The sequence below is a fragment of the Afipia clevelandensis ATCC 49720 genome (genome assembly GCF_000336555.1).
Lineage (GTDB): Bacteria > Pseudomonadota > Alphaproteobacteria > Rhizobiales > Xanthobacteraceae > Afipia > Afipia clevelandensis.
The window spans coordinates 1,843,192-1,863,929 of sequence record NZ_KB375281.1 but is presented as its reverse complement, the minus strand read 5'-3'; the positions used below and the strand labels follow the sequence as shown (position 1 = coordinate 1,863,929).

Sequence of the window (20,738 nt, the reverse complement as noted above, 5' to 3'; positions counted from 1 at the left end):
GGGACGACGTCGGATGCGTTGCACGAGTGCGCTCGACGAACAGGTCGTCATGGCCGGGCTTGTCCCGGCCATCCACGTCTTCCTTTCGGACTTTTCGCAAAGGCGTGGATCACCGGGTCAAGCCCGGTGATGATGATCATTGGTGTTGCACCTGCCTATGCTTCACCGACTTCCTGATTCAATTTTCAAACAGCCACTTCATTTACGCGCATGCCTCATCACTCCCGCGCTTCAATCGTGCGAGGTGAGCTGTCGTTGTGCCCCTCGACAATGAGGGGCATGGAGCGCCGCGAGGCGCAAATGTCTTGTTTCGCTTCCGGCATCGCGTGCGAAGCGATGTTGGTCCGGAAACGCATCGCCTCACGGCGCTCCATTCGCGGCGATTTTGGGCGAGGGGACCGTACTTCCGGATGGGACGGGCGAACCCTGATCCGGTCAGCTTTCGCTGCCTTCATCTCCATCTCGTGCAGCCGCGAACGGCAGAGCCACGTAGTTGGCCCGGACGGTGACCCCGCAGACGAGCGTGGCTCGTCACGCCTCCCGGACGCAACGGGTGCGAACCGTGCGCGCAGGCGCCGCATCCTGCTCCGCTTCAAAGCGCCCTCGAGAAGCGCCCCTCGTGAACAGGACAATACGGACTATATTCCTAGAATGGAGAATGTCAAGAGCGCATCGTCATTGCGAGGAGCGAAGCGACGAAGCAATCCATTTTCTTTGTCGGCAGGAAGCAGATGGATTGCTTCGCTTCGCTCGCAATGACGGAGCAAGATTCGCACGCAATCTCTGTCCGGTCGTCCCCGCGCAGGCGGGGACCCAGACTCCCTGAATCGGTTTGAGGGAGGTGCTGGAGCAATCTTCCCGCCACAACCACGGACTTGGTGGTCATGAGTCCCGGCGTTCGCCGGGGCGACAATTGTGGTGGTTGCGTCATCCTTCGAGGCGCGCAAAAGCGCGCACCTCAGGACGACGATTCAACGATTCAGAATGTGCCGTCATTGCGAGGAGGCGGAGCCGACGAAGCAATCCATCTTTCTGCCTCAAGAGTGGATTGCTTCGCTTCGCTCGCAATGACGATTGTGCGTGTTGGAGCATCGCGTGATCTTTCAACCGTCGTCCCGGCCAACGGATCGGCGCAAAGCGCCGTCCGATGAAAGGCTCCGGCCAGGACCCATACTCCCTGAGTTTTCAGTTTGAGAGTGATGCCGGAGCAGCCGTCACGCCGTCACCACGATGTGTGGTGGTTATGGGTCCCCGCCTTCGCGGGGACGACATTGTATGTTTGGCGAGAACCGCGTCAAATCGAGCAGAAACTCGACAACAAAAAAGCGGAGGCGTGAGCCTCCGCTTTTGCATTTAGGTTCAGGTCTTAGCCTTACCCCAGCCGTCCCGCGGCGTGGGCGAGCAGGGTGTAGACAAGGCCGGTTTCCGACACGAGGTGGCCGCGCAGGGCTGCGGGTCCGCGCTCGTCGCGGGAGACTTCATCCAGCAGGCGCTCGAACTCGTTGATGTAACGATCCACCGTCTGCTTGAAGGCGCGGTCGGCGCGATACTTGCGCGAGACCTCGTCGAAGGCCTTCTGGCCCGCCGGCGTATAGAGCCGCTTGGAGAACGCCTTGCGCTCGCCGCGCTGATAGCGGTCCCACATCTCGGCCGCGAGGTCGCGATCCACCAGCCGTGCGATGTCGAGCGACAGCGCCTCTAGCGGGTTGCCGGCTTGGCGCTGCGGCTGTTGGGCGGCGCGGCCACGCGAGCCGTCATCGTCCGAGCGGTTCAAGAGGTCCGACAGCCAGCCGTCGTTGTTGCCGTTGTTCACGGGGCTGACCGGCGGCGCTTCGGTGCGGCGCGGAGCCGGGCCGAAATCCGGCGCGGGCAGGTTGGATGCGCTGGCGATGTCGCGCTGGCGCGGAGCAGGCTGCGAGACCGCCTGCCGGCTTGGGCCGGCCATCGCAAGCTCCTCTTCGCGGCCGCCGCGCTGGCCAGTGGCGACGTCGAGGCCCTTGCCGTGGCGGGCGACGATGCGGTTGAGCTCGGCCAGCGCCTCGATCTGATCGACGATGACCTTGCGCATCTGCGCCGTGCTCTCGGCGGCTTCCTGCGGCACTTCGAGAACGCCGCGGCGCAGTTCGGCGCGGGTGGCGTCGAGTTCGCTGTGCAGTTCGGAGGCCATCTGCTTCATGCCATGAACGATGGTGGCGAACTTGTCGGCAGCCTGACGGAACATGCTGTCAGCCTCGCGGGTGCCCTGGTCGTAAAGTTCGGCCATGGCTTCCGAGGTCTGGCGGCGCTCGTCCTCGACAGCGGCGCGCACCGCCTCGAACTGGCGGCTGACTTCCGCCGAGCTGGAGCCGGCGGTCTGCGCCACGATCTGCGCGATGTCGCGGGCCCGCGTTTCGGCGGCGGCCAGCGAGTCGTCGAGCAGGTTGGTGAAGCGCGACAGGCGCTCGTCGAGGTCGTGGGTGCGCAGGTCGATGTTCGAGACCAGCGATTCGAGCATGGCGTTGCGGTCGGCGACGGAGTCGCTGGCGCGGTCGTTGCTCCTCTCGATCATCTGGGCGGCTTCGGCCAGAGCACGGCCATGGCTCTCGAACTGCGCCGAGAGGGCGTTGAGGTTTTCCAGCGCGCCGGAGGTCTTGGCGGTGAACGCGCCGAGCTGTTGTTCCAGCGTGGAGGTGGTTTCGCCGTTGCGGCTGGTGACGTCGTTCATCGTCGAGACGAACTCCGCAACCCGCGTGACCAGCGTGCGCTCGAGCGAGTTGAGGTTGTCGTGGGCGCCGGTGAGCACTTCCTGCAGCAGGATGTTGCCTTCACGCAGCCGCTCGAACAAGGCGAGCGTGTCGGTGCGCAGGATCTTCGAGGTTTCCTGCAACTCGCTGATGGTCGAGGTCGCCACCTGACGCGACTGGTCGATCGCCGCACGCGAGGTCTGGTCGATGTCCTTCAGCGACTTGCTGACGGCGCCGATGGCGATCTCGCTGGCAGTGTTGATCTGGCGGGCCAGATCCGAGGAGTTGTTCATCATCGCGACGGTGAACGCGCCGCCATGGTTTTCGATCGACTTCAGCGCGGAATCCGCGGCGCTGCCGATGGTCGCCGAGATTTCGGCGGCCTTGCCGGCGATCGCGTCGATCAGTGCGCTGCGTTTGCTGTCCACAAGCTGCGCGAGCTGTTCAGTGTGCTCGCGCACGCCGCCGGTAATGGCCTCGACCTTGCCGGTGAGCACCGAGCCGAAGCGGTCGGTCGACACCGCGATGGTGCGCTCGATCTCGGCGGAGGCGGACTTGATCTGCGACGACGCACCGGTCGAAGCGACGGTGAGGGTGTTCTCGGCCTCGCGGGCAGCCATCTGGACACTGCGCTCCAGATCGCTGGAGACGGCCTTCAGGCTGGTGCTGACGTCGGTGGAGACGCCGCGCAGGTGAGTGCCCACCTCGCTGGAAATCTCCCGGAGCTGGCCGCCGACTTCGCCGGAAATGTCGCGAAGCTGGGTGCCGACCTCGCCGGTGATCCCGCGGAGCTGGCCGCCGACATCGCCGGTGATGCTGCGCAGTTGCGAGGAGGCATCCGCCGAGGCGCTCTTGATCTCGGTGCTGACTTCGCTGGAGACGCTCTTGAGCTGGTTACCGACATCGCTCGACAGGCTGAGGAGCGATTGCTGGGCGACACGTGCGCCACCCTGGATGGTCGCGGTGGTGTCGGCCATCAGGCCGGTCAGCATGCGCTCGGCTTCCTCGGTGCGCGACTTGATGATCAGCGACAGTTCATCGCTGCGCGATCCGATCACGTCGGCGGCATGCTGGCCGCTGGTGGTGACGCGGTTGGCCGCGGCTTCGACACGGGTGTCGAGCAGGTTCTCGAACTGCGCGACGCGCGCGCTGATGTCTGAGGCGAGGGAGGCGACGTTGAACTCCAGGTTGCCCTGAATGTCCTTGACCTTGGCCGACATGGCGCTGGCCATGGTGTCGACGCCGGTGGTCATCAGGCTCATGACCTGCGAGCCGCGAGCTTCCATCGCGTCGGCAATGGTCGCGGAGCGGTTCTCGACCACCGCCACGAAGGCCGCGGCGCGGCTGTCGAAGGTCTGCACCACGGACGCGGTGCGGGTATCGACGATGTCCGCGAAGGTCGCGGTGCGGGCGTCGAGCGTCTCGTTGATCGCATGGGTGCGGGCATCGACCACATCGGCGAAGGCCTGCGCGCGGGTATCGAGTGCGTCGGTAATCGCGGAGGTGCGGGCATCGACGACGGTGGTGAAGGCTTCCGCGCCGTTGTTGATCCGTTCGGTGATCGCCGCCGTGCGTCCGTCGATCAGATCGGCGAAGGCGGTGGTGCGGCTGTCGATCGTGTCGGTGAACGCGGTGGTGCGGTAGTCGATGGATTCCTTGAATGCCGCGGTCTGGTTGGCGACAGCCTCGGCGAATTCGGCGCTGCGGGTGTCGAAGGTCTTCGCGACCTCGGCGGCATGCTCGCCGAGCGCGCTGGTGAAGGTCTGCGCGCGGTTATCGATCGCGCCGGTGAATTCTGCGACGCGGTTATCGAAGGTGCGGGCGAGCAGCTCGGTGTGGTTGTCGAGCCTCGCGGTCAGTTCGACCGCGCGGCTGTCGATGGCGTCGGTGAACGCGCTGGTGCGGGCGTCCATCACCGAGGTGAAGGAGGCGGCGCGGCCGCTCACAGTATCGCTGAAGGCGGCGGCGCGGGCATCGAAGGATTCCTCGATGGCCTTGGTGCGGTTGGTGACGACTTCGTCGAGCGCATTGATCTTGCCGAGCAGGGTGTTGTCGAGGCCGTCGATGCGGGTTTCGACCGCCGACTTGAAGCCGCCGAGGCTCTGGTCGAGTTTCGCGTGCAGATCGTTGCTGTGCGCGGTGACGCGGTTGTCGAAGGTGTCGACATAGGTCTTGAGATTGTCGGCGAGGCCCTGGGTATGCTCGCCCATGCGCTCGACGATTTCGCCGCCATAGGTCTTCACGGTGCGGTCGAATTCGGCGATATGGCGGGTGATGAGCGCGCCGAGGGTGCCGCTGTCGCGGGCGAACCGTTCGGCGAGTTCGTTGCCGTGTTCCTTCACAAGGCCATCGAACAGACTGAGCTGGTTGCTCAGGGTCTCGTGGGCGGTTTCGGTCTGGCTGACGACCTTCGTCACCAGCGTGCTGATGGTGGCGTCGAGCGCCTCGCCGGCCTTGTCGCCGCTGGTCAGGACGCGATCGGCCAGGCGGTTGCCGGCTTCGTCGATCTGTTCGGAAAGGGTGGCGCCGCGGGCGTCGAGCTCCGTCAGCAGGTTGTCGCTTGAGCTCTTCAGCGAGTCGAAGATGCGCTCGGTGCGGTCCGAAACGCTGGTCACGATGTCTTCCGAGCGGGTCATGATGCTTTCGACAATGCCGGTCGAGCGCTGCTCGAATTCGGCGGTGATCTTGTCGAGGCGCTCGTTCAGCGAGTCATGAACGCGGTCGGCGAGGTCGGCGAATTCCTCATGGACGTGGCCGGTCTTGAAATTGAGGCTGGCGGTCAGCTTCTCGCTGGCGTCGAGCACGCTCGCGGCGGTTTGGGTCGAGGCCTCCTCGAGGCGGTCGAGCAGGTCGCCGCCGCGCTCGCCGAGCGCGATGATCATGTTGTCGCCGGCGCTGGAGAGTGCGCGGGTGATGTGTTCGCTGCGCTCCTCGAGCGCGCCGGTGATGCTGCTGGCGACTTCGTCGACGCGCGAAGCGATGGCGTCGCTGATCAGGGCGATGTCCTGACGCAGGTCGATCTGCACGCCGGAAATGGCGTTGCGGACCTGTTCGGCCTGGCCGACGAGATTGTCGCGCTGAACCGCGATGTCCTGCAGCAGGGCACGGATGCGCACTTCGTTGTCGCTGTAGGCGCGCTCCAGCGAGGAGACTTCGTTGGCGACCAGCGCTTCGAGTTCGCCGGCGCGCGCGATGGCGCGCTCGACACCGTCGCCCATGGCGGCGACTTCGCGGCGGATCGCCTGACCGACGCTGACGATGGCGCCGTTGGCAACGTGTTCGGGTTCGGAAAAGCGGACGGCCATCTGCGCCATGGACTGAGCGATCATGCTCATTTCCTGGCTGCGCCAGGCCATGCCGGCGACGAAATAGAACAGCAGCAGCGGCGCGACCAGGACGGCGAGCAGGCCGACCATTGCCAGCGCGCCCGCGCTGCCCTGACCGATGAGGGTTTCAAGGGCGGGCAGGAAGGCGAAGGCGATGAAGCCGACGCCGGCGATCCACAGGCCGGAGAACAGCGTGGCGACGGTATAGGCGTTGCGGCGCGGGCGGCCCTTCTGGATGGCCTGCAGGATGTTGCCGATGGTCTCGCGGTCGTCGTTGGCGGGCAGGCGGTCGAAGCTCGCTGCGCCGAGATCCGGCTGGCGCAGGTCCGCGCCGCGGCTTGGCGCGCCGAGCGACGGCTCGTTGAAGGCATTGTCCCGTCCGCTGTCGGACTGGGGCAGGTCACCCATGTTCAGAGCTTCCTCGATCGCCGAAAGAGCAACTTCGGTTGGATCCTTGACCTTCGGATTCTTTGCCATGTGTCCCGCACGCCTTTACTTTTTTCGCATTCGCAGATGGCTGGCGGCATGCGCCGCGCCGTCTGATTGTTGCCCCGATACCGCCGGCTGACAGTCTGTTATGCCGCGGATGTGTCCCGCCGGTTCTCCCGCACTTCCGCAAACATCCTATTGGCTCGGTTGGTCGAATGAAATGGCAGGAGTTAATTCATTTTTAATCATCGTTAACGCCGCGAGGGTTAACGCTTTCAGAAATCAACAGTTTTCAAAAGCACTTTGGTATTTCTGGGCGGAGGCACGGCAAAAACATGGCTAAATGGTGGCGAATAGCTGCTACGTTTCGTTAACCATTGGTGTGATTGCCTGCGGGTGTTTCAGCCGGTTGATCCGGCGCCCTCATGCAGTCCACGGGTGGTCATGTCCCTCAATCTGGAGCACTTGAACTGGATGCCGTCGCCGCCGCTGGTCCCGGAAGAGTCCGCTATCGACGTTCAGCATCTCGGGCGCATGACGCTCGGGGAAGCCGCGCTCGAAGCTGAAGTTCTCGCGCTTTTTGCCGCACAGAGCGGCGAACTCATCGCCCGCCTCACGGTCATGCCGCCGGATGCGGCCGCGCTGGCGCATACGCTGAAAGGCTCGGCGCGGGCCATCGGTGCTTTCCGCGTCGCGGAGGCCGCTCTCGGGCTGGAGGCGGCCATGAAGAACGGCGGCGATGTCTCCAGCGCGATCACGCGGCTTCAGGAGACCGTTGCGGAAGCCCGGGAAACGATCGGGCGGATGCTGAACCGGTCCTGATCGGCGCCGCTTTTATCCCCGCCAGTGCTGGCGTCCCGGGGACTGACCCGTTATAGGACTGCTCAATCTGAATTATCCGGGCAGCTCGACAATCATGGTCAAAATCAACTTCACCGATCACGCAGGTACCACCCGTTCCGTGGACGTGGAGGCCGGCGCGACCGTCATGGAAGCGGCGATCCGCAACGCGATTCCCGGAATCGAAGCGGAATGCGGCGGTGCCTGCGCCTGCGCGACCTGCCATGTCTATGTCGATGAAGCCTGGCGCGAGAAGGTTGGATCGCCGACCCCGATGGAAGAGGACATGCTCGACTTCGGCTATGACGTGCGTCCGAATTCGCGCCTGTCGTGCCAGATCAAGGTGACCGCCGAACTCGACGGACTTGTGGTGTCGACGCCCGAGCGTCAGGCGTAAAGTCGTCGTCATCGGGCGCGGCGGACGTATCGTCCGGCCGTGCGGTCATGTTCTTCGCGATGCTCCATTCGATCAGCGCCGTCGCCGCGCCGACCACGAATGTCGCGGCGACGATGCGTCCGTCCGCACCCATCAGCAATGCAACGAGACCGAATATCCAGATCGCGGCGGTGAGCCGAAGCGCGATGGCCAGCGACGATGGCAGGTCCTGCATGGCGGCGATCTCAGAACGGCATTGATGCGCGGGCACGGTAAGTCCAGAGCGCTACGCCACTGCTGCTGCCGAGGCCGCCACGCTCCACCCCCACAGAAATCTGCGCACCGTTTCCGAGCTTTGCGTTCACGCCGCCCGCCGCCCGCGCCGACCAGCCATCGAGAACGACGGCTGACACGGTCGCGAGGCTTGCCGATGGAACGGATGCCGTATCGCCGTTGAAGTAGTAGTCGCCGTACAACCCGATATACGGGGCGAGCGCGATTGACGACCACATCAGCGGATAGGCGAGCTTCAAGCCCGCACTGGCGCGGCCTGTGGAGAAGTCGCGGGCGGATTGAAGCGTTCCCAGCGTGTCCGTGTAGGCGTTTTCGTGCTCCCACAGCGCATAGATGCGCGCCGAGGGCTCGATCTGGAAACCGTAGCTTTCATAGGTGCCGGTCAATCCGCCTGACACCAGCCAGCGATTGCCGTTGAACGTCCCGGATGCGGTGCCTGCGGTTCCGTCATAGCCGATGCCGGAATAGCCGACGGCGGCATCGAAGCGGATTTTCTGCGTGATCTTCCAGCCGAGATAGCCGCCTGTGGTCCAGCCGTCGCCCTTCAGGCGTCCCTGCAATTGATCCGAACGATAATCGAACGTCTCGTAGCCGCCGAACGCGCCGATCAGAAAGTTCGGCGCGAGCTTGCGTGTGAGGCCCGCAACTACATTGATCTGGTTGCCGTGCAGCGCTGAAGTGCCGGTGCCGTTGCCTGAGCGGTCGAGCGTAACGCCCTTTACCTCGGCCCAGCCGAGCCACTCCTTTTGCTCCACAAAGCGCGGCGGCGCTTTGGCTGGTGCCGCATAGGCGAGGGCGCCGAACGCATCGTTGACCCGGGATTTGTCCGCGCCTGTGCCGAACGGCGCGGCGGAGCTGACCTTCGAGGACGCTTTTGGATCGTCGCTGCTGTCTGCGGAAAAGTTGAAGCGGATGCCGGAATTGTTCGGCGCGACAAGCGAGCCGCCGCCGTCGCTGAATCCTTCCGAGATCGCATTGTCGATGGCGCCCGAGATGGCCTGTCCGGAGAACTGGCTGACCATCGGCGTGGCCATGGCCTGCAACGCGCGCAGCTTGAGGCTGTCCGCGGGAATGTTGACCGACTGCAGCAGCGGTGACGACGTGCCGCTGGTAAAGCCGGGACTGCCGCTGAAGCTGGCGGTGATGCTGTGGCTGCCCAGCGCAAGCGATGTGGTGGTGAGTGTCGCGACGCCTGCAGACACGCTGGCGCTGCCGAGCGTTGTTGCGCCGTCCATAAAGGTGACGGTGCCGCCGGTCGGCGCTCCGGCGCCGCTTGTAACGCTCGCGGTGAATGTCACCGGTTTGCCCACGTCACTTGGATTTTGCGACGACGCCAGCGTCGTTGTGGTGGTGGACAGGCTGATGGTCTGGGACAGGGCGGAGGATGTCGAGCCGTTGTTGTTGGCGTCGCCGCCATAGACCGCGGTGATGGAATGCGGTCCCGCAGACAGGGCCGATGTCGAGAAGGTGGCGCTGCCCGCCACTACAATTCCGGAACCAAGCAGCGTCGCACCATCGAGGAATTGCACCGTGCCGGTGGGATTCGTGCCCGTGACCGTCGCGGTGAACGTCACTGTTTGTCCGAACGGACTTGGATTGGCGCTTGAACCGATGCTGGTGCCCGAGGTGCCGGCATTGACCGTGAGGGAAGAGGTGGACGGGGCTGTGTTGGTATAGTTCGTATCGCCGCTGTAGGTCAGGCTTACAGTGAAGTTGCCGCCGAGCGTATAGGCGTGCGTGGTGCTGGCCGTGCCGCTGCTCAAGGTGAGAACGGCGTTGGATGAGCCGTCGCCGAAATTGATCGTGGCCGTGCCGGTCGGCGTCGGCACGCCCGACGCGCCGGTTACCGTCACTGAAAATGTCGATGCCTGACCCACGACAGCGGGCGACGGCGTGATGTTCAGACCAGGTGAACTGGTGGCCTTGTTGACGGTCTGCGTCATGTTCGCCGAGCTTGCGACATAGTTGCTGCCATCGCCGCCATAGTTCGCAGTTACGGTTTTATTGCCGGCTGTCGCATAGGTATGGCTGATGGAGGCCGTGCCGCCGCTGAGTGTGACGGGCGTCGCTGCGGTGCCATCGCCGAAGTCGAAGGTCACCGTACCGTTCGGGGTGCCGTTGGATGCGGTGCCGGTCATGGTGGCGGTGAAGGTCACCGATTGCCCGGCGATGCTCGGACTTCCGCTGCTCTGAATCTCCGTCAGGCTGGCATTGGCCGGTCCCGGTGTGCAGGTGACCGTGATCCAGTTCGATGCACCGCCCGCGCCATTGTTGTAGATGTAGGCAATGATGGAGGACTCGTTGCCTGCAGCCGTCAGCGTGAAGGTGGAGAAGTTCGGAGGATTGGTGCGCTGCGCGCTCCCCTGGCTGCCGTCCGTGAACACCAGGTAGACCAGATTCAGCGAGCCGTCATTGGTGCGGGATGTGGTGGTCAGCACGTCGCCGGGGGCAAAACGCTTGCCGGTGATGGTGCGTGAGGCCATCGGTGTCGAGGTGGAGGCAGAGAGGTCGAGTTCGCCGTTGTTGATGGCATCACAGCCTGCGGACGCCCATGCGCTTGCCGTGGCCGAGATCGCCAGAACGCCACCCGCCAGCAGCGCGACCGCGGCTCGCTTGATCGCCGCAACTCGTCCAACGCCCGCCATTCCCCACCTGTCGCATACGCTCTGCCGCCAACCGGGCGGCAAACGTTCCCTCGCGGACCTGTGGCAGATCGGGGAATGGCCGTCGTCTCATTGCGCGCAGACTGCCTTCAATGAGGCGCGGAAAAGCCGAATCTTTTCAGACTCGTGGCTCCCGGGTCACAATGAGAGAAAGGGGAAATTTTTAGGTGATGAAAGGACCGCTGAAACAGTCAAGCGAGCATGTTTTCGTGATGAAAGCCGTGAGCAAGTCTGCCCTGACGCGGAGCTTGCAGCTTCGATCAGCAATGTCGCATGCCGGCGAAATACCGTCTTCTCATTCCGCGCACACTCATTGATTTTTCGCGCGGGGAGCGACGGCGCAGGGTCAGGCACCGAGCGCGCGGACATCGCCCGGCGTCATGCCGAACGTCGAGCGGAACACCCGGTAGAACGTCGCAATGCTGTCGAAGCCGCAGGCATAAGCGATATCCGCCACCGAATGTGCGGGCATCGCTTCGAGCCGCCGCCGGGCTTCCTTCAGGCGCATCGCGGTCAGGGTCCGCGCAAACGAAAATCCCGTCGGCTCGAACAGCACATGAACCTGACGCAGCGAGACCGCGAGTTCGGCGGCGACCGATGTGGGCGTCAGATCGGTGCGATGCAGATCGCGCTTCATGATGGCGCGTGCCGCGTGGAGATATCCGGCGCGCAGCGCTGCGCGGCTCTCGGGAAATCCCGGCGACAGCCGCTGGCGCGCCAGCAGCGCAAGCCGGGCGATATGCCGGATGTCGTCTTCGGGCGATGCGGCGGGTTCGCGCGGGTCTGACAGCGCGGCAAACATCGCCGCGATCAGGCGCGTGAGTTTCGTGTTGCCCTCAAGCGCGGCGGGCGCGAGATCGTGCGCGCGCGCGTCCAGCAGGATATCGCTGGTCAGCGGAATCTTCAGCGTGCGGAAATGAAAACCGTCCGTGCGTTCCGGCGTACCCATGAACGGCTGGTCGGAATGGCTGACAGTGAAGTCGCCTTCACGAATGCGATGAATCCGGCCGCGCCCGAGATCAACAACGCCCGGCCCACGGATCTGGTAGCCGATGCTCAGGCTGTTGCTGGAGACGCGCGCGATATCGGCAGGCGTGCGGCCCACGCGGTAGGACGACGCGGTCATCTCGGCAAGAACCGCACTGCCGATCGGGACCGCTGAAAAGCGGCCGTGAAAATCGGCGCGGCGCTCGCGCTCCAGTTCTATCGTGACGCCGAAGAGACTTTTGCCGCGCACTTCGCACCAATGATCGAAGCGATCCTGCGGGCGCAGGTCATCGGTTGAAAAGCTGATCACGACAGGCCCCGAAGCGCGGCGGCCTTGATGTCGCCGGGCGTCGCGCCATGGGCGATCCGGAACACGCGATAGAAGGTCGCGAGACTATCGAAGCCGCAGGCATGGGCGATGTCCGTCACCGTCAGCCCCGGAGCCGATCGCAGCAGCTGGCAGGCTTCCGCCAGCCGCATCGCGAGAAGTGTGCGCGAAAAACTCTCGCCTGTGGGCTCGAACAGGATGTGGAGCTGCCGGACCGAAATGCCGAGCGCTTCGGCCACGTTGGCCGGGGAGAGGCCGGGCCGGTGCAGATCGCGCGCGAGGATGTCGCGCGCCGCCTGCAGGAATCCGAACCGGAGCGCGGCGCGGGTGCCGGTCGAACTGGCAGAAACGCTGCCGCGCGCCAGCAGCGCCAGTTGCGCGAGATGGCCGACCGCAGCCTCGCAATCTGCTTCGGGGTTTTTGGCGGCCTGCGCAGCGAGCGCGGCGAACGATGCGGAGATCACCATCGACAGGCGCGGATTGTTGCGCATCGGCGACGGCGCGAAGCGAAGCGTCCCCTGCGCGCGCACATAGCGGCCAGCCAGCGGGATTTTCAGAACGCGCAGATCGAAGCCGTGGGCGGTGGCCGGGCGGGTCAAATACGGCACATCGGTGTGACTGATCGCGAGGTCGCCGGGACGCACCACGAATTCAGTGCCGTTCTGGGTGTTGAACCAGCTCGCGCCGCCGGTCTGTTGATAGATGCACAGGCTGTCGCTCGATGCGCGGGAAATGTCGTCTGTGCCGCGGCACACGCTGTAGGGCGTTGCCTGCATCTGGCTCAGGGTGGCGCCGCCGACCGGGAGTGCCGTGAAACGTCCGCGGAAGTGCTGACGCTCCTCCTGTCTCAGGGAAATGGTTACGCCAAACAGGTTGCGGGCGCGGACTTCGCACCAGTAATCGAACCGCTCGTGCGGGCGCAGGTCGTCGGTCGAAAAGGTGAGCATTGACGGATACGGTCCGTTTGCCTCGGAATTCCGTCTGGAGCTTTAGAGGCAGACGGGTCCGGCGGCAACAGCAATCACGGCAAGGTGACTGTTCAGGAGCGAAGCATCCACGGCTCAAACCGTTCGATGATGTCGGGCGTCAGCGGCGCCGGCTTGCGGGTCTTCGCGTCCACCAGAACCGTGACGGCCTCGGCCGAAGCGGTGCAGACATCGCCGGCGAACACCACCTGCTCGAAAGTTGCCGAGGTACGGCCGAGCTTGGTCACGCCGATGCCGAGTTCAAAGCTGCCGGGCCAGTGCATTTCGGCGCGGAAGTCGATGGCCAGATGCACCAGCATCCAGCTCAGGCCTTTCGGCATCAGGCCGCGGTCACCGCTGCGCAGCAGGGTGACGCGGGCGGTCTCGAAATAGGTGGAATAGACCCCGTTATTGACATGCTTGTTCGGATCAAGGTCGCCGTAGCGGACATTGTCGGTCAGTTGAAACGGATAGTTCGCGAGTTTGAACTGGCGCTTGGGGCGGGTCGGTGCGTCCACGTCTTGGGTCTCCGGTTTGCGTTCTGCATAGCGGGAAACGTCGCCGCCTCACAAGCCGCCGGAGGGCCGGGCAGGCGCGGAATATGGCTTCCCCCAAGGGGCTGACTTCGTTAGACAATGCCCTCAAAAGCGGCATTCTCCGCTTCCCGCCCGCCCATTCTTTCCAGTCAAGCCGGAACGACCATGACCGAACCGATCAAAACCGATGTCCTGATTATTGGCGCTGGCCCCTGCGGCCTGTTCGCCGTGTTTGAACTCGGCCTGCTCGACATGAAGGTGCATCTGGTCGACATCCTCGACAAGCTCGGCGGCCAGTGCGCGGAGCTTTATCCCGAGAAGCCGATCTACGACATTCCGGCGATTCCGATGGTGACCGGACAGGGCCTCACCGACGCGCTGATGGAACAGATCAAGCCGTTCAATCCGACCTTCCATCTCAACGAGATGATCGAGAGCGTCGAGAAGATCGGCGATCCGCTGTTCCGCGTGACCACGGACGCGGGCAAGGTGTTCGAGACCAAGGTGGTGGTGATCGCGGCCGGGGGCGGTTCGTTCCAGCCGAAGCGTCCGCCGGTGCCGGGCATCGAGGCCTATGAGGGCACCTCGGTGTTCTACGCCGTGCGCAAGATGGAGCAGTTCCGCGGCAAGGACCTGCTGATCGTCGGTGGTGGCGACTCCGCGCTGGACTGGGTTCTCAATCTTCAGCCGATCGCAAAGCGCGTCACGCTGCTGCACCGCCGGGACGATTTCCGCGCCGCCCCGCATAGCGTCGATCAGATGCGCGCGCTGGTCGCGGCCGGAAAGATGGATATGAAGCTTGGACAGGTGACCGCGCTCGAAGGCGAGAACGGCATGCTGTCCGGCGCAGTGGTGAAGGGCAATGACAACCAGACCTTCAAGGTCGATTGCAACACCATGCTGCCGTTCTTCGGATTGACGATGAAACTCGGCCCGGTCGCGAACTGGGGCATCAATCTGGAAAGCAATCTGATCCCGGTCGATACCGAAGCGTTCGAGACCAACGTGCCCGGCATCTTCGCCATCGGCGATATCAACACCTATCCGGGCAAGCTGAAGCTCATTCTCTCCGGCTTCCATGAAGGCGCGCTGATGGCGCAGAAGGCCAGCCGCTATGTCTTCCCGGACAAGCGCGTCGTGTTCCAGTACACGACCTCATCCTCGAGCCTGCAGAAGAAGCTCGGGGTGAATTGAGGCGGGCTGGCTGCGCGGTTTTAATAATCACAGTCGTCATCACCGGGCTTGACCCGGTGATCCACGTCTTTGCCAATGAAGAAGAAAGTCGTGGATGGCCGGGTCAAGCCCGGCCATGACGAACTGATACTATTGTGCTCGCTGTTGTGCCGCCGGTGAGAGCGGTTCGCTGACCACCGGCGCTTCCGTCAATCCAAGGCCGAGCACGCTCATCGCGGCGGGAAGCGCCGCGTCCGCCATCGCGGCATGGCCCTCGGCGGTCGGATGGATCGCGCCGCCATAGACGGCCGACAGGACGCCCCATGTGGCGTCGTGAATGTCGCCGGGCTGGTTGGTCGGCGCCTTCTGCGCCTGCGGATAGGTCATCGCGGTGAAGTAGCTGTCGTTGGCGTCGCGCACCCAGCGCGCCCGGGGCGAATAGGCGCGGAAGTCGCTGGCGCCCGCGCCGCAGACCAGCGGATTGTTCGCGGCATTGACGATGTCGTTGACGAAGCTCTCGCCGGTTGCGGAAAAACATTCGCGGTCGAATGCCGGATCGGTTTCCGAGCGTGCGCAGAAGCCGTGATTGGCGAACGCAGCCTGGTGCTGATCGACGAAGGTCATGCGGTCGCGGGCCTGATCGCCGCACAAGACGCCGCCGCTGCAGAGCGCGAGATTTCTGATCTGCGGCAGGAATTCGCTCTGAACGAAGTTGGTGACTTCGGCGAGGCGTTGCGGATCGGCGTTGAAGGCGGGATGAATGTCGAAGCCGCCGCGACCGCCGGGGCAGGGCGCTCCGTTCACCAGCGCGGGATTGGCGTATGCGACATACACCACGCGCGCGAGGTCGCCGCCGACAAGCGGCTTGAGGGCCTGACGCAGCTTGTTGAAATCGCGCGGCAGGCCGGTCTGCAAGATGCTGCGCGCTTCGTCGACGGATGTCAGCACGCCGGAGCGCCGTGACAGCGCGCGCTCGGTTTGCCGCTCGACAATGACGTCGGCGACGAGACCCGAGAAGTCGATGTCGTTCGCGCCGATCGACAGCAGGACAAGATCGAGTTGCCGCTCGGGTTGCCGCTTTGCCGCCGCGCTCAGTGCTTCGCGCAGTTCCGTGATCTGCGCGTTGACCGTGCCCTGACAGCTCAGGCCGTTCTTGCCGACCACGCATTCACGCGCGCGTTGCGAACTGAACATACCCTCCGCGATCGTCGCGCCGGTGCAGGCGAGCGGCAGATAGGTCACCGCGATCTGCGGATTTTGGGCGGCGAGCGCAATCGCCATGCGGGTCTGGTAGCTGTAGAGCGAGCGGTGACAGGCCGGGTTCATCCACTGGGCGCCGGCGCGCTGCCAGTTCTGCAGGCTGGAGCCGTCAGACGTGTCGCATGCGCGCGCGCCCTTGAACCCGGCGCGGCCGGGCCGGAAATACATGCCGGCGGGTCCGCCGAGATAGGAGCGGAAACAGAATCCGTCATCGGAGAGTACGACTGGCCTGTCGGGATTCCCTTCGCCCGAGGCGATGGAATCGCCGAGGCCCGCGATAAAGATGTCGCGCACCGCGATCTGCGTCGTCACGCGCAACGGCGCATCAGGTCCGCTCGAAACGTCCACCGTGACAGGGGTTGCGCGGCCATAGCGGACACGCAGGTTAATCGGTTCGGCGCAATCCAGCGTCGATTGCCGCGGCGGATCGCCGTCCTCGAACGTCCATGCGCAGGTCGCGCCGACCGGAACGGCGCCGGTCAGGCGCACGGTCACCGGATGATCGACCGGGGTGAGGTAGCTTTCCTTCACGCCATCGCGGGTGCACGGTTCGCTGACACGCCCGGCCTGGTCGATGCACAGGCGTCCGAGGGTGTTGCGCGCCCAGCCGCGCCCGTCACTCTGCGTGGCCAGCGACTGTTCGGCGGCAAGGATGCTGCGGCCGCCGAGGGCGCTCACCTGAAGCGCGAAATCGCGTTCCTCGCGAAACAGGCGGAAGCGGTTGCGGACTTCCCACGAAATCTGCATGTCCGTCGCAAGCTGCACGGCGGGGGCCGCGGACGGCGGGACGATCTGGGTTTGCGCATCGGCGCGGCCTGCGATCGCGGCGAATGACAACGACGCAGCCAGAAGCTTGGCCGTGAGCGACGGACGGATAGCGCGCAACTGGAACATGCTGGTTTGAAGCCGATGGATAAGGCCAAAATGTGGGGTGCGCCGGGAACGTAAAGCATGTTCCCGACACCCCACAAGCCACATCTTTGTGCGCTGAATTACTCCGCGGCCTGCTTGGACTGCTGCTGTTGTGACGCCTGCGCGACGGCAGGCGCGGGCTGCAGTTTCCGGCTCTGCTGCCAGGGCAGGATCACACTGAGCCACAATTCGCGCACTCCCATGATGGTGATCGAGGTGGCGAACGGAATCAGGAAATAGAGGATGCGAAACACCAGCAGGGAGGCCAGCAACTGTTCCTTGCCCAGCATCGGCAGGCCGACCAGCATGGCGGCATCGAACACGCCAAGACTGCCCGGTGCATGGCTGGCGAAGCCCAGCAGCGTGGCGAGAATGAAGACCACCGAGAGGGTCACGAAATCGAGGTCCGGATTGGACGGGGCGAGGAGATACATCGCCAGGGCGCAAAAGCCGAGGTCGATCACGCCGATCACGATCTGCAGGACGGTCAGCGGCGCCGACGGCAGATGGACCATCCAGCCGTCCTTGCCGAGCTGGCGGCGGCCGTGGCCCGTGGCGATCCAGGCGAGATAGATGCCGATACCTGCAAGCAGGCCGACGCCGATCAGCCGGTTGACGCTTTCGGGCAGAAGGTCGATCGACGCGGCGGCTGCCGGATGCCAGATCATGCCGATGCCGAGCACGAAGGTGTTGCCGAGCCAGAAGGTCAGGCCGGAGATGAAACAGATTTTCGCGACGTCGATCGCGTTCAGTCCCCAGTCGGAATAGATGCGGAAACGGATCGCACCGCCGGTGAAAACCGTGGCGCCGATATTATGGCCGATGGTGTAGCTGGTGAAGCTCGACAGCGCGGCGATCCGGTATGGCACATGCATCTTGCCGATGGTGCGCAGCGCGAACAGGTCATAGAACGTCAGGGTGAAGAAGGCGCAGAGCACGCACAGCGCCGCCAGCGCGATCTGGCCATGCGATTTCTCGGCAAGCGCCGTCAGCACGATTGCGGTGTCCACGCCCTTGAGGGTGCGGAACAGGTGCATGATCGCGATGGTCACGATGATCAGGCTGGCAACGATCCCGACACGTTTCCAGCCAATTCGTTCCCTGAACACACGCCCGAGCGTGCTCAACAGTTGTTGCATTCGTCCTCCCGGCAGGGCGCAAAATCCATAAAAGCCGATTGAGGCGACAGTGAGCAAGCGGCTGCGGCGGTACTCATACGCGAAATCCGTCGGGCGGAAAATAGGGCGATTTTGCAACGCGAATGGCAGTTAATACTGGCAAATCAGAGGCGAACGGCCGTCATCTGCCTTTCACATTGGCCGGCTGTGATCCGGCATGCCTGATGTGGGGAACGAGGCGGCTGTTTGAAAGCCCATGCATGGCCGATCCGCCCATTGGCGATACCGATACCCGGGCTTGGATTTTCAGGAACATCAGCGGGCGCTTGCGGTTAGACCCGCGATCCCGATCACGCGCTGACCGAGCCGCGTCAGCGCCTTCGAGAAAATTCAGCAACCAAGGATAACCGCGATGGGACTCTTTACAAAAGATATCAAGACCATGGACGACCTGTTCGTGCACCAGCTTCAGGACATCTATTACGCCGAGAAGCAACTGGTGAAGGCGATTCCGAAACTCGCCGAAAAAGCCAACGACAATGAGCTGAAACAGGGTTTTCTCAGTCATCTCGAACAGACCAAGACTCATGTCGCGCGGCTGGAGCAGGTCTTCCAGATGCATGGCGTCGAGCCGAAGGCGGTGACCTGTCCGGCGATCGACGGCATTATCAAGGAGGCCGATGAGGTCGCCGGCGAGGTTGACGACAAGTCGGTGCTCGATGCAGCGCTGATCAACGCGGCGCAGGCTGTCGAGCATTACGAGATCACGCGCTACGGCACGCTGGTGACATGGGCCAAGCGGCTCGGCCGCAACGACTGCGCATCCGTGCTGCAAAAGACTCTCGACGAGGAAAAGGCGACCGACCAGAAGCTGACAAAGCTGGCCGAAAGCGGAATCAACCTGAAGGCCGCAAGCTAGGTCGTCGCCTGACCTTTGATGTTGTGAGACAAAACGCCGCGCCAGTACGCGCGGCGTTTGCGCGTCAGCCCCTGCGCAGCGCGAATTGCGCGCCGCAAAGCGCCATCACCGCGCCGAGGCAAAGAGCGACAAAACCGGCCAGCGCGCCGGACAGGGTCGGGATCGGGCTTGGGGCGGACGCCGCCTGGCCTGCGGCCGCCAGCATGATCACGCCAACCGCGATCAGGAACTGGCGCAGCCGGAGCGAGACGCGGCCCGAGACCGCGTTGTTCATCAGCGATGCCGAAATATAGCCTGCGAGAAAAGCGACGCCGCCGACCAGCCACCACGCCAGCGCGGCGCGCGCCGGAATCAGCTCCGGAATGTCGGTCCGCCACAGGTCACCGAGATTGAGATTGAAGCGCTGGATGATGATGTGAATGCCGAGCGCCAGCAGCACGCCAAACAGGATGGACCCGGCGAGGACGATATGGCGGGAGAAATAGGCGGGCGTGGCCATCAGGGTTTGTCCGGGCGCAGCGGGCTGGTATGACTTGTAGGATAGCTGCAGGCCGCCGCGCAAGCCGCCTTGCGGTGGCCAGAACGTGTAGTGCCGATTGAAGGATTTTCATGCTCGCGCAGATGTTCAAGACCGGCCCGCGCGACAGCGCGGGTGAAACCGGTACGGATGGTGACGGCACACATTATGTGTTCAAGCCGTCGCTGGTCGGCAGCGCGTGGCAATTCGATCTCACCGATCAGGGACTATCCTGGCAGGTCAAGGGAAAGCACGGGCTCTGGCCGCTGGACAAGATCGCCGCCATCCGCCTGTCCTATCGTCCGGTGTCGATGCAGTCGCGGCGTTTCCGCGCCGATATCGAGGATACACGCGGCGAGCGCGTGTCGATTTATTCCACCACCTGGCACACCGTGGCGCTGATGTCGCCGCAGGATGACGGCTATCGCGCATTCATTCTCGAACTCCACCGCCGTCTGGCTGCGATCAACAGCAAGGCGGTGCTGGTGGTTGGAATCAATCCCGCGATCTACTGGGCGGGGCTGGTGATGACGGCCCTTGTCGGGGCCGCGATGCTCGGCCTGATGATCCGGGCGATGATGATGGGACAGTATGGCGGCGTGCTGTTTCTGGCCGGATTCGCCGCGCTGTTCGGCTGGCAGATCGGCGGCTTCATGCGCCGCAACCAGCCGCGCGGCTACACGTTCGAGGCGTTGCCCAAGGACGTTTTGCCGTAAGGACGTTTTGCCGTAAGCGGGTTGAAGAGTTCAGCTCGGCCGGGCGTCGTTGGCCGGCCCGGCCAAACCTTACCGCCTGATGATGGGGATCATTGGCGGCGCGCGGACCATAGCCGAGGCGCATCCCGGAGAGAAGTCAGTCACGCACATTGATCGGTACGTCAGTGCCGGACCACAAGCACTGAGCATTTTGCATAGCGGACGACATGCCCGGCGTTCGAGCCGAGGAAATAGCTTTGCATCGACGGCCGGTGCGAGGTCATCACGATCAGGTCGGCGCCGATATCCGCGGCTTCTTCCAGCACTTCGTGATAGATGCCGCCCTGCCGCACCACAATCGAGATGCGCCGGCTCTCGATGCCGGATTCACGTGCGACGATGGCTAAAGCTTCTTCAGCCGATTGACGTTGCTGGGCGTCGAAATCCGGCGGCACATATTCTGCCAGCATGACCGGTGTCATCGGCATCACATTCACCAGCCGCACCATGCCCCCGGATGACGTCGACAGCGAGGCCGCCGTCTCGATGGCCGGCTTTGCGAGGTCGGTGTCGGCGAGGTCGATCGGAACGAGGATGGACTGGAACATCGGTCTCTCCGTGTGCTGGAGGGCCTACGATGAAGTCACGGCTGGCGGGATGCAAGATCGCCCGATTGC

15 protein-coding genes are annotated in these 20,738 nt (G+C 63.9%); 5 read left to right on the top strand and 10 right to left on the bottom strand.

The window, feature by feature from the left end:
* Nucleotides 1-1,372 precede the first annotated feature (1,372 nt).
* Nucleotides 1,373-6,526 carry an apolipoprotein A-IV repeat region-like domain-containing protein gene (locus tag HMPREF9696_RS08950; protein WP_002712663.1) on the bottom strand — a complete coding sequence of 1,718 codons (5,154 nt, stop codon included), beginning with the start codon at nucleotides 6,524-6,526 and terminating at the stop codon, nucleotides 1,373-1,375.
* Between the two features lie 396 nt (nucleotides 6,527-6,922).
* On the opposite strand from HMPREF9696_RS08950, the gene HMPREF9696_RS08945 reads away from it, so the two are divergent.
* On the top strand, nucleotides 6,923-7,300 hold the full coding sequence (locus HMPREF9696_RS08945) for an Hpt domain-containing protein (RefSeq protein ID WP_002712662.1): 378 nt from the start codon (nucleotides 6,923-6,925) through the stop codon (nucleotides 7,298-7,300).
* 94 nt (nucleotides 7,301-7,394) lie between these two features.
* A complete protein-coding gene (locus HMPREF9696_RS08940) occupies nucleotides 7,395-7,715 on the top strand; it encodes a 2Fe-2S iron-sulfur cluster-binding protein (protein WP_002712661.1) in 321 nt (106 codons plus the stop codon).
* On the opposite strand, the gene HMPREF9696_RS21250 is transcribed toward HMPREF9696_RS08940, so the two are convergent.
* The 5 genes from HMPREF9696_RS21250 to HMPREF9696_RS08915 all read right to left on the bottom strand — a co-directional run bounded on the left by HMPREF9696_RS21250 (nucleotide 7,657) and on the right by HMPREF9696_RS08915 (nucleotide 13,449).
* Complete coding sequence (locus tag HMPREF9696_RS21250; RefSeq protein WP_002712660.1) at nucleotides 7,657-7,929, bottom strand: hypothetical protein; 273 nt, start codon at nucleotides 7,927-7,929, stop codon at nucleotides 7,657-7,659. The two genes, HMPREF9696_RS08940 and HMPREF9696_RS21250, sit on opposite strands and share 59 nt — an antisense overlap.
* A 10-nt stretch (nucleotides 7,930-7,939) precedes the next feature.
* On the bottom strand, nucleotides 7,940-10,633 hold the full coding sequence (locus HMPREF9696_RS08930; RefSeq protein WP_002712659.1) for an autotransporter family protein: 2,694 nt from the start codon (nucleotides 10,631-10,633) through the stop codon (nucleotides 7,940-7,942).
* A 364-nt stretch (nucleotides 10,634-10,997) separates the two neighbouring features.
* Entirely contained in the window at nucleotides 10,998-11,948 is a 951-nt protein-coding gene (locus tag HMPREF9696_RS08925) for a helix-turn-helix transcriptional regulator (protein ID WP_002712658.1), read from the bottom strand.
* Nucleotides 11,945-12,913, bottom strand: coding sequence for an AraC family transcriptional regulator (locus tag HMPREF9696_RS08920; protein ID WP_002712657.1), 969 nt, complete (start codon nucleotides 12,911-12,913; stop codon nucleotides 11,945-11,947). Before HMPREF9696_RS08920 ends, HMPREF9696_RS08925 begins: the two co-directional genes overlap by 4 nt.
* A gap of 92 nt (nucleotides 12,914-13,005) precedes the next feature.
* Nucleotides 13,006-13,449: an acyl-CoA thioesterase gene (locus HMPREF9696_RS08915; protein WP_002712656.1), complete on the bottom strand. Its 444-nt coding sequence runs from the start codon at nucleotides 13,447-13,449 to the stop codon at nucleotides 13,006-13,008.
* A 183-nt stretch (nucleotides 13,450-13,632) separates the two neighbouring features.
* Between HMPREF9696_RS08915 and HMPREF9696_RS08910 the strand changes: the two genes are divergently transcribed.
* Entirely contained in the window at nucleotides 13,633-14,661 is a 1,029-nt protein-coding gene (locus HMPREF9696_RS08910; RefSeq protein WP_002712655.1) for an NAD(P)/FAD-dependent oxidoreductase, read from the top strand.
* Nucleotides 14,662-14,790: 129 nt separating this feature from the next.
* Here the strand turns inward: HMPREF9696_RS08910 and HMPREF9696_RS08905 are convergent, their stop codons facing one another.
* Entirely contained in the window at nucleotides 14,791-16,794 is a 2,004-nt protein-coding gene (locus HMPREF9696_RS08905) for an SGNH/GDSL hydrolase family protein (protein WP_002712654.1), read from the bottom strand.
* Nucleotides 16,795-16,892: 98 nt separating this feature from the next.
* Nucleotides 16,893-17,951, bottom strand: a complete 1,059-nt coding sequence (locus HMPREF9696_RS08900; RefSeq protein WP_002712653.1) for a lysylphosphatidylglycerol synthase transmembrane domain-containing protein — start codon at nucleotides 17,949-17,951, stop codon at nucleotides 16,893-16,895.
* A gap of 391 nt (nucleotides 17,952-18,342) precedes the next feature.
* On the opposite strand from HMPREF9696_RS08900, the gene HMPREF9696_RS08895 reads away from it, so the two are divergent.
* On the top strand, nucleotides 18,343-18,849 hold the full coding sequence (locus HMPREF9696_RS08895) for a YciE/YciF ferroxidase family protein (RefSeq protein WP_002712652.1): 507 nt from the start codon (nucleotides 18,343-18,345) through the stop codon (nucleotides 18,847-18,849).
* 64 nt (nucleotides 18,850-18,913) lie between these two features.
* Here HMPREF9696_RS08895 and HMPREF9696_RS08890 read toward each other — a convergent pair whose 3' ends face one another.
* Nucleotides 18,914-19,348: a hypothetical protein gene (locus HMPREF9696_RS08890; protein ID WP_002712651.1), complete on the bottom strand. Its 435-nt coding sequence runs from the start codon at nucleotides 19,346-19,348 to the stop codon at nucleotides 18,914-18,916.
* 110 nt (nucleotides 19,349-19,458) lie between these two features.
* Between HMPREF9696_RS08890 and HMPREF9696_RS08885 the strand changes: the two genes are divergently transcribed.
* Nucleotides 19,459-20,082, top strand: coding sequence for a hypothetical protein (locus HMPREF9696_RS08885; protein ID WP_002712650.1), 624 nt, complete (start codon nucleotides 19,459-19,461; stop codon nucleotides 20,080-20,082).
* A gap of 161 nt (nucleotides 20,083-20,243) precedes the next feature.
* Here the strand turns inward: HMPREF9696_RS08885 and HMPREF9696_RS08880 are convergent, their stop codons facing one another.
* Nucleotides 20,244-20,669, bottom strand: a complete 426-nt coding sequence (locus HMPREF9696_RS08880; protein WP_002712649.1) for a universal stress protein — start codon at nucleotides 20,667-20,669, stop codon at nucleotides 20,244-20,246.
* Nucleotides 20,670-20,738: the final 69 nt, after the last annotated feature.